The organism is Pseudomonas sp. CFBP 13711 (assembly GCF_014842265.1).
In the GTDB taxonomy this organism is placed as follows: domain Bacteria; phylum Pseudomonadota; class Gammaproteobacteria; order Pseudomonadales; family Pseudomonadaceae; genus Aquipseudomonas.
Window position 1 is genome coordinate 446,737 of the sequence record NZ_JACYVI010000003.1, and the last position, 9,506, is coordinate 456,242.

Here is a 9,506-nt window from a genome sequence, read left to right on the forward strand (position 1 = left end):
TCCCATGAACTCCACTGCCAACGGCCTTCCTCCCAAGAAAGCCAAGCCCCCTCGCGCCTTGCAGTTCGCCGTTGCAGGCTCGGTGATTTTGATGATCGCCGCCGGCGCCATGTTTTATTTCGCCTCCCAGGCCGCGCAGCAAAAGCGCATCGCCAACAGCGGCAATGAAACCGTCGTGACCATCAACGCTAAAAGCTGCGAGCCGAATTCGATCACCGTGCCGGCCGGAAAGAACGCTTTCCGCATCGTCAACGCTTCGGATCGCGCCGTGGAATGGGAAATCCTCGACGGCGTGCTCGTGGTGGAAGAACGCGAAAACATCGTTCCGGGCCTGAGCCAGATCATCAACGCCAACCTGCAGCCGGGCGACTACGCCATCACCTGCGGCTTGCTGAGCAACCCGCGCGGCACCCTGCACGTGACGCCGACCGCTGAATCCGATGCCGCTGCCAAAGCGCGTCCGTCGATGGTCGCCTTCATCGGCCCGCTGTCCGAATACCGCGTCTACCTGAGCACCCAGAGCAGCGCGCTGATCCGCGCGGTCAACGATCTGCAACAAGCCATCGACAGCGGCGATCTGGCCCAAGCGCAGAAAGCCTACGCGCCGGCCCGTGCTGCCTATCAGCGCATCGCCCCTGCGGCCCAGCGCCTGTCCGAGCTGGACAACGCGATCAACGCCCGCGCCGATTACTACGAAAAACGCGAACAGGACCCGGGCTTCGGCGGCTTCCACCGCCTGGAATTCGGCCTGTTCTCGCAGAAATCCGTCGATGGCCTGACGCCGGTCGTGCAGAAGCTGCAAACCGACATCGCCAGCCTGAAACAGCAATTGCTGGCCCAGAGCATTGCCCCGGAACAACTGGCGAGCATGGTCGTGCGCAACATGCGCAGCATCGCCGAAGTCCGCAGCAACGGCGAAGAAGAACGCTATAGCCACCTCGACGTGAACGGCTTTGCCGCCAACCTGGAAGGCACGCGCAAGGTCATCGACCTGCTGCGTCCGCTGCTGGCCAAGTCCTCCGGCGACGTGCTGAAAAAGATCGACACCGCGAGCACCGCCCTGGATGACCAGTTGCTGATGCTCAAGACCGCCGACGGCTTCAAGCCGTACGACCAGGTCAGCACCGAACAACGAAAACAAATAGCAGACAAGGCCAAGGCACTGGCCGACGCACTCGATGGAATCGATCCGGCCCTCGGCCTCTCAGGCCTGTGAGCGTGCCCAGGCGGGTGCCCCATGCACCCGCCCGGCCCTGAAACCAGAGCGAAGACAGCATTCACATGAAAGACTCCGATTCAAAAAACGCGCCGATCTCCACTGACCGTCGCCGCGTCCTGCTGGGCCTTGGCGCTGCGGGCGCAGCGGTGGCCGGTGCCAGCCTGACCGGCAACGCGTTCGCCGCCACCGCGCCGGCGCAGGTCACCGAAGCACCGAAAAGCGAAAAAACCCAGGACCACAACGCGTTCCACGGCCCGCATCAGAGCGGCATCGTCACCCCGCGCCCAACCGCCGGGATGATGGTCTCCTTCGACGTGCTGGCCCAGGACCGCGAAGATCTTGAGCGCATGTTCCGCACGCTGAACGAGCGCATTGCGTTTCTGATGACCGGCGGCCCCGTGCCCCAGGTCGACCCGAAACTGCCACCGCTGGATTCCGGCATCCTCGGCCCGGTGGTCACGCCGGACAACCTGACCATTACCGTGTCAGTGGGTGACTCGCTGTTCGACGACCGCTTTGGTCTGGAACCCGTCAAGCCCAAGCGTCTGCAGCGCATGGTCGGTTTCCCCAACGACGCCCTGGAAGCCGATTGCTGCCACGGCGACTTGAGCATTCAGTTCTGCTCGAACGCCCCGGACAGCAACATTCACGCCCTGCGCGACATCGTGAAAAACCTGCCGGACCTGCTGCTGGTGCGCTGGAAACAGGAAGGCACCGTGCCCGCCCAGGCCCCGCTGAAACCGGGCCAGCCGCCGGAAAGCGCGCGCAACTTCCTGGGTTTCCGCGACGGCTCGGCCAACCCCGATTCGAACAACCAGAAGACCATGAACGAGCTGGTCTGGGTGCAACCGGGCAGCGACGAACCGGCCTGGGCCGCCAACGGCAGCTATCAGGCGGTGCGCATCATCCGCAACTTCGTCGAGCGCTGGGACCGCACCCCGCTGCAGGAGCAGGAATCGATCATCGGCCGGGTCAAAACCACTGGCGCGCCGATGCATGGCAAGACCGAAACCGACGTCCCGGATTTCCAGAACGATCCGGAAGGCAAGATCACCAAGCTGGACTCCCACATCCGCCTGGCCAACCCGCGCACGGCCGAAACCCAGCGCAACCTGATCCTGCGTCGCCCGTTCAACTACTCGAACGGCGTGAACAAGAACGGTCAGCTGGACATGGGTCTGCTGTTCATCTGCTATCAGGCGGACCTGGAGAAAGGCTTCATTACTGTGCAGACGCGCCTCAACGGCGAGCCGCTTGAGGAGTACCTCAAGCCGGTGGGCGGCGGGTATTTCTTCACCCTGCCGGGCGTGGTCGACAGCAATGATTTCATTGGCCGGTCCTTGCTGGCCGCCTCTGCCCACACAACAAAAACTGCCTGACAACCCTTACCTCACAGGAAGAGCTCTATGAAAAAGTCGCCCCTCGCTTTGTTGCTGACCTTTGGCCTGTTGCAGACATCGATGTCCGCGTTCGCCGCCACCGCGCCGCTGGACCTGGTCACGCCGGTTTCGGATTACAAGATCTACGTGACCGAAAACGTCGACACCCTGGCCGCCGACACGCAGAAGTTCACCGACGCGATCAAGAAGGGCGACCTGGCGACGGCGAAAAAGCTGTTCCCGACCACGCGTCTGTCCTATGAATCGATCGAGCCGATCGCCGAACTGTTCAGCGACCTGGACGCGTCGATCGACTCCCGCGAAGACGATCACGAAAACGGCGTGAAGGCCGACGATTTCACCGGTTTCCACCGTCTGGAATATGCGTTGTTCTCGCAGAACACCACCAAAGATCAGGGCGTATTCGCGGACAAGCTGCTGGCTGACGTGAAAGAGCTGCAATCGCGTATCGCTGGCATCACCTTCCCGCCAGAGAAAGTCGTGGGCGGTGCTGCTGCGCTGATGGAAGAAGTGGCGGCGACGAAGCTTTCCGGCGAGGAAGATCGTTACAGCCATACCGATCTGTATGACTTTCAGGGCAACGTTGACGGTTCGAAGAAGATCGTTGATCTGTTCAAGCCGCAGTTGGAGCAGTCGGACAAGGCGTTCGTGGCGAAGGTCGAGAAGAACTTTGCGACCGTGGACAAGATCCTGGCGAAGTACAAGACCAAGGACGGTGGCTACGAGACGTACGATAAGGTGAAGGAGCAGGATCGCAAGGCGTTGGCAGGTCCGGTCAATACGTTGGCTGAAGACCTGTCGCAGATGCGCGGGAAATTGGGCCTGAACTGATTCGTCAGGTACTCAAGAGCCCGCTTGCCGAGAGATCGGCAGGCGGGCTTTTTCATGGGCACGCCGGTTGTTGGATGGCGCTCTATCCATTATTTGTGTGTACGTGAATTAGGGTTCCGCCCTTACGGCGGGTCACTTTTTCCAACAGCCGAAAAAGTAACCAAAAAGGCCGTGCTCCTGGTTTGGCCCCTCCTCCGTCGGGGTTCCTTCACTCCGGTCCCGCTCCGTGGGCCCGCGCCGAACGGGCATCCATGCCCTGACGGCGCTCTCGCCGCATCCATGCGGCTCGGCCCACTCCGCGAAACCTGCGTTCAGCCTGCACCCAAGTCGCGATTGGCGGTGTTTGAGCTTTTTGTGTCCGAAGATCAAAAGCAGATCAAGAGCAGATCAGGAGCAGATCAAGGGCAGATCAAGGGCTTCCCGGCTGAAGCCGGTCCTACGGTGACCGCGGTGTTTGTAGGACTGGCTTTAGCCGGGAAGAGGCCGGATTGTTCGCAATCAGTTTGCGGCGTGACGATCGACGCCTTCCCTGCTGAAGCAGGTCCTACAGGACACGGCGTGCATTCAGTGGGACCGGCTTCAGCCGGGAATGGACGCGGAGCGTCCTGGGATGCATACCCACGCGGAGCGAGGGCACGATCAGCAAAGCAGGTCCCACGGGGTGTACGCGGTGCATTCAGTAGGACCGGCTTCAGCCGGGAAGAGGCCAGCCCAGGCGCCAGCATTTTTGCTGATCGCACACCCATCCTGTGGGAGCGAGCTTGCTCGCGAATGCTGCATTTCAAACACCCAATATTCGGCGGATGTACCAATGCCTTCGCGAGCAAGCTCGCTCCCACAAGTCCCCAGCATCCTTAGCCCGCAATCCACCCTTGGTCCGCTTTTGATCTGCTTCTGATTTGCTTCTGATCCGCTTTTGATCTGCTTTTGATCTTCGTATGCAGGAAGTGCAGACGACACAAATCGCGACTTGGGTGCAGGCTGAACGGAGGTGTCGCGCAGTGGGCCGAGCGGCATGGATGCCGCGAGAGCCGCCCCCCGCCATGGATGGCGGATGGCGGCGGGCCCACGGAGCGAGACCGGAGTGAAGGAACCCTGAGGAACGAAGGGCCTAACCAGGAGCAAGCACCCTTGGTTACTTGGGGTGCTTTTCCAAGTAACTCGCCGAAGGCGAAACAGTCTGCCCCCAGGTAGACGCCTTTGATCTTGATCCTGAAAAACGCGGGATCATATCCCGCTAAACCAGTTATACCCCTGATCCTCCCAATACCCCCCGGGATTCTCATTACTCACCACAATCTCGACAATATGCTTCGGATTCTTGAAGCCCAGCTTCGTCGGCACCCTCACCCGCAACGGGTAGCCATACTCCGGCGGCAACGCCACCTCGGCGAAATCCAGCGCCAGCAGCGTCTGCGGATGCAACGCCGTCGGCATATCCAGACTCGAGTAATACCGATCCGCGCACTTGAACCCGACAAACTTCGCCGTCGTATCCGCCCCCACATGCTCCAGAAACGTCCGCAACGGCACACCGCCCCACTGCCCGATCGCGCTCCACCCCTCAACACAGATCAGGCGCGTGATATCGCTGCGCTGGGGCAACTTGCGCAACCCCTCCAGCGTCCACGGCGCCTTGTCGCGCACCAGCCCCGACACACCCAGCTTCCAGTCCGCCGTGTCCAGCTCCGGAATATCATCCTCGCTGTAAAACGCATTGAACGGAAACGGATTACGGACCTGATCCTTGCTGAACGTCGGCGCCAGTTTCTGCCCGCTGAACAGCCAGGCCTGAACCCGGTCGTTCCAGCGCGACATGCTCCACAGCACCTTATCCACCTGATCGCCGTCCTGCAGGTTGCAACCGGTGAGCATCGCCATCGCGCCCACGGTCAGCCCGCCCTTGAGGAAATGCCGACGCTGCAGGCTCTCCAGCTGGATCTGCTGGGCTGGCTCCAGTTTGATGCGCGCAATGGCGCGTTTTTTAGGCTCAATCATGCTCGACCTTCCCGCTCTCAATCCCACGCGTACCGCCAGTGATCATCGGCATCAGGGTTTTCGGCACCATCAGCACCAGGGCCAGATGCACCACCACGAACGCGCCAATGAACGCCATCGCCGCAAAATGCACGTAACGGGCGAAGTCGTATCCGCCGAACACAGCGGTCAATTCCTGCAACTGAATCGGCTTCCAGATCGCCAGCCCCGTGAGCACGATCAACACGCCGGCGGCCAGCACCAGCCAATACATCAGGCGCTGCACGGCGTTGTAGACGCCCTTCTCGTGCTTGAGACGAAAACGCAGCGCGTCAAGCATGTCGCGCTTGACCGCTGTGGGGGTGACCGGCAGGAAGTCGCGCTTGAAATGCCGCGTGAACAGGCCATACAGCACGTAGATCAGGCCGTTGATCACCAACAGCCACATCACTGCGAAGTGCCACGCCAGCGCGCCACCCAGCCAGCCGCCCAGGGTGAAATCCCGGGGGAAGGAGAAGCGAAACAGCGGCGAAGCGTTATAGATGCCCCACCCGCTCATGAACATGCAGACCATGCCGAAGGCATTGATCCAGTGGGTCAGGCGGATGGGCCATGGATGAATTCTGGTTTTTTTCATGGGGCGAGACTCATCACGGATTCGGTGAAAGCGGCGCCGTGAGACGCCGCAACCCGCTTACATCGGCGGCTGGAAGCCGTCTTTGCCGACCGCGACACCGCGTGCGGTCTTGCCGTCTTCGCCCGGGAACACGACGATTTTCGCGCCCTTGACCAGCTCATCGACCTTGCCCGGCTGCACGTAGGCAATGGGCACGTCTTCCGGCACGACCAGCTGCTTCTCGCCGCCTTTGTAGCCGACGCTCAAGGTACGACCGTTGGCCTTGCCGCTCAGCTTGCCAACGGTGCCATTGGTCATGGTGCCGGTACTGCCGTCCGCGTTTTCCCAACCGTAGTGGCCTTCACCGCTGCCTTTCAGGCTGGGTTCGAACACCGTCACTTCCAGGGCTTTCAGCGTGCCGTCGGCCTGTGGGGTCGCGGCGGAGCCGATGAAGCTGTCCGCTTTGATCGATGCGATGTCAGTCTTGGAGACCAGACGGATGCCGGTCTTGTCGGTCAGGCCGATGCTCTGATGGGCGCCGGAACGGGTGGTGAAATTCAGGGTGTTGCTGTCGACGCTGTCGACCGTCCCGCGCAGTGGCTTGACCACAGGCATGTCACCCGCCGCCATGCCGGCGGCAGAGGCCATGACGGCGGCGCTGAGCATGAGCATGCCGAACGTAGTGGTCAGGGCTGTCTTCATCTTCATCGGTGGATTCCTTCAGGCAGTTGGGAAAGTTGAAGCTGAACGTCATGTGTTGCATGACCACCATCCTGTACCCGTAACCGGCACCCGACAATGACCGCCCGATTACATTTTTGTCATTCGGGCGGCAGGTTCGTCACTGCGCCGATCAATGACAAAAATGTAACCGACCGCGCGCCATCCGTTGGTTACACTCCACATCCGGCGCGGCCTGCAGCCCTTCGCGCCTGTTCTGACCCAATCTGATGAATCATCCGACACCCCACGCCGGCGACGCTGCCAATGACGTGAAGCGAGCCTGACCGACGATGCACATTCTGCTTATCGAAGACGACACCAAGACCGGCGAGTACCTGAAGAAAGGTCTTACCGAGTCCGGTTACAAAGTCGACTGGACCCAGCACGGCACCGACGGCCTGCACATGGCCCTTGAGCACAGCTACGATTTGCTGGTGCTCGACGTCATGCTGCCCGGCATCGACGGCTGGCAGATCATCGAAATCCTGCGGGCGAAGCAGGATGTGCCGGTGCTGTTTCTCACCGCCCGGGATCAGTTGCAGGACCGCATTCGGGGCCTGGAACTGGGCGCCGACGATTACCTGGTCAAACCGTTTTCCTTCACTGAATTGCTCTTGCGCATCCGCACCATCCTGCGTCGCGGCGTGGTGCGCGAGGCCGATCATTTTCATCTGGCCGATTTGGAACTCGACCTGCTGCGCCGTCGGGTCACGCGCCAGCAACAGGTCATTACCCTGACCAACAAGGAATTCGCGCTGCTGCATCTGTTTCTGCGCCGCGAGGGTGACGTGCTGTCGAGGGCGCAGATCGCTTCGGAAGTGTGGGACATGAATTTCGACAGCGACACCAACGTCGTCGACGTGGCGATCAAGCGCCTGCGCAGCAAGGTCGACACGCCCTACCCGATCAAACTCATCCACACCGTGCGCGGCATCGGTTACGTCTGCGAGGTGCGGCCATGCGAGCCCGACGCCAGCCATCCCTGACCCTGCGCGCGACCCTGGCGTTTTCGGTGGTGGCCATGCTCGCCGTCGCCAGCGCCGGCATGTACCTCTACGAGACCATGAAGGGCGCGGTCATGACCCGCAGCGACCATGCGGTGCTGGCGCGGCTGGACCACTTTCGCAAACTGCTGCAGTACGACCTGACCCTGACCACGCTGCAAAGCAGCCCGCAGCTTTTCGAGAACATGCTCGACAGCGAGGACGACATTTTCATCATCGCCGAGCCGGGCAAGCCGGCGGTGATCATGGTCAATCCGCTGCACGCGCCGCTGCCGGAGATGCCGGTGGTGCAGGCCAACAGGCCGCTGAGCGTGGCCGACATGCGTAGCGGCATGCTGGACTCAGGGGTGCCGATGCGCGCGGCTACGGTTGAAGCCGTGTCCCGCGGCAAGACTGTGCATCTGACGGCGGCGCACATCGCGGTCAAGGAAATGGCCACCCTGGCGGGCTTCCGTAACCGCATCCTGTTCGCCGTGGCGCTGGCCTTCGTGCTCACGGCGGTGCTCGGTTATGTGTTGCTACGCCGAGGGCTGCGGCCGCTGCGCAGGATGGCCAGCCACGCTGCGGCCATTACTCCGGCGCAGCTGGACAGCCGCATGGACAACCGCGACACGCCGGTCGAGCTGCAGCAACTGGGCGAGGCGTACAACGCGATGCTCGACCGGCTTGCCGATGGCTATCAGCGGCTGACTCAGTTTTCCGCCGACCTGGCCCATGAAATCCGCACGCCAGTAGGTTCGCTGATGGGGCATTGCCAGGTGGCGCTGCGGCAACCGCGCACAGAGGATGAATACCAGGCGCTGCTGGCCTCGAATCTGGAGGAGCTGGAACGCATCTCGCGGATGGTGGAAAGCATCCTGTTCCTCGCGCGCGCCGATGAAGCGCAAGCCGCGCTCAATCGCCAGACGCTGGACCTGGCGGACGAGATGCAACGGGTTACGGGCTATTTCGAAGGGCTGGCGGAAGAACGGGACATCGCCCTGCACACCGAAGGCGACGCTCGGATTGAGGCTGATCCCCTGTTGCTGCGCAGGGCGCTGAGTAATCTGGTGGCGAACGCGATTCGCTACGCCGATGAAGGCAGCGTCATCGATGTTCGTGTGGTTGAAAGTGCCAGGCACTGCCGCATCGAAGTGGAGAACCAGGGCCCGACGCTGGACGACGCGACCCTGGGCAAACTGTTCGACCGCTTCTACCGCGGCGATGCCTCACGCCACCAGAGCTCCGACTCCAACGGACTGGGCCTGGCGATCGTCGCCGCGATCATGCAGCTGCATGGCGGCGAAGTGACGGTCAACCAACCGACATCGGGGCGGATCTGTTTCGGGCTGGTGTTTCCACGATAGCGCGCAGCGCAGACTGTCACCTGCCGGCAGATGAACTGTAGGAGTGAGCTTGCTCACGAAGAGGCCGATACATCCGCTGGATCTTCAGCGGTTGGAATTAAATCTTCGCGAGCAAGCTCGCTCCCACCGGATCGGTGATCGACTCGGGATCTTGGTCATGCTGCGGGACCTGTGGGAGTGAGCTTGCTCACGAAGAGGCCGGTACATCCGCTGGATCTTCAGCGGTTGGAATTAAGCCTTCGCGAGCAAGCTCGCTCCCACGGGATCGGTGATCGACTCGGGATTTTGGTCACGCTGCGGGACCTTTAGGAGTGAGCTTGCTCACGAAGAGGCCGGGACAGTCAGCCACTTTCTCTCGGGAATGACGGTCAGCCTTCGCGAGCAAGCTCG

At 61.6% G+C, this 9,506-nt stretch carries 8 protein-coding genes; 5 read left to right on the plus strand and 3 right to left on the minus strand.

What is annotated here, in order from left to right; all coding sequences use genetic code 11:
- The first annotated feature begins 4 nt into the window (after positions 1–4).
- The 3 genes from efeO (IFT47_RS09090) (at position 5) to efeO (IFT47_RS09100) (ending at position 3,450) form a co-directional block, all read left to right on the plus strand.
- Complete coding sequence (gene efeO / locus IFT47_RS09090) at positions 5–1,216, plus strand: iron uptake system protein EfeO (protein WP_192175102.1); 1,212 nt, start codon at positions 5–7, stop codon at positions 1,214–1,216.
- A gap of 65 nt (positions 1,217–1,281) precedes the next feature.
- Positions 1,282–2,598: an iron uptake transporter deferrochelatase/peroxidase subunit gene (gene efeB / locus IFT47_RS09095; RefSeq protein WP_192175101.1), complete on the plus strand. Its 1,317-nt coding sequence runs from the start codon at positions 1,282–1,284 to the stop codon at positions 2,596–2,598.
- A gap of 27 nt (positions 2,599–2,625) precedes the next feature.
- Positions 2,626–3,450, plus strand: a complete 825-nt coding sequence (efeO, locus tag IFT47_RS09100) for an iron uptake system protein EfeO (protein WP_192175100.1) — start codon at positions 2,626–2,628, stop codon at positions 3,448–3,450.
- Between the two features lie 1,227 nt (positions 3,451–4,677).
- Here the strand turns inward: efeO (IFT47_RS09100) and IFT47_RS09105 are convergent.
- The 3 genes from IFT47_RS09105 to IFT47_RS09115 are packed head-to-tail and all read right to left on the minus strand — an operon-like array spanning position 4,678 to position 6,745.
- The gene (locus tag IFT47_RS09105; RefSeq protein ID WP_074889123.1) at positions 4,678–5,448 is read right to left on the minus strand and encodes a molybdopterin-dependent oxidoreductase; all 771 of its coding nucleotides are present in this window, start codon (positions 5,446–5,448) and stop codon (positions 4,678–4,680) included.
- Positions 5,441–6,064, minus strand: a complete 624-nt coding sequence (locus tag IFT47_RS09110) for a cytochrome b/b6 domain-containing protein (protein WP_122622694.1) — start codon at positions 6,062–6,064, stop codon at positions 5,441–5,443. Before IFT47_RS09110 ends, IFT47_RS09105 begins: the two co-directional genes overlap by 8 nt.
- 57 nt (positions 6,065–6,121) lie before the next feature.
- Positions 6,122–6,745 carry a hypothetical protein gene (locus tag IFT47_RS09115; protein WP_133775968.1) on the minus strand — a complete coding sequence of 208 codons (624 nt, stop codon included), beginning with the start codon at positions 6,743–6,745 and terminating at the stop codon, positions 6,122–6,124.
- A gap of 311 nt (positions 6,746–7,056) precedes the next feature.
- Here IFT47_RS09115 and IFT47_RS09120 point away from each other — a divergent pair, with 311 nt between their 5' ends.
- Both IFT47_RS09120 and IFT47_RS09125 read left to right on the plus strand, forming a co-directional pair.
- Complete coding sequence (locus IFT47_RS09120) at positions 7,057–7,752, plus strand: heavy metal response regulator transcription factor (protein WP_065988665.1); 696 nt, start codon at positions 7,057–7,059, stop codon at positions 7,750–7,752.
- The gene (locus tag IFT47_RS09125; protein ID WP_192175099.1) at positions 7,725–9,116 is read left to right on the plus strand and encodes a heavy metal sensor histidine kinase; all 1,392 of its coding nucleotides are present in this window, start codon (positions 7,725–7,727) and stop codon (positions 9,114–9,116) included. The genes IFT47_RS09120 and IFT47_RS09125 overlap by 28 nt, the downstream gene beginning before the upstream one ends.
- Positions 9,117–9,506 lie beyond the last annotated feature (390 nt).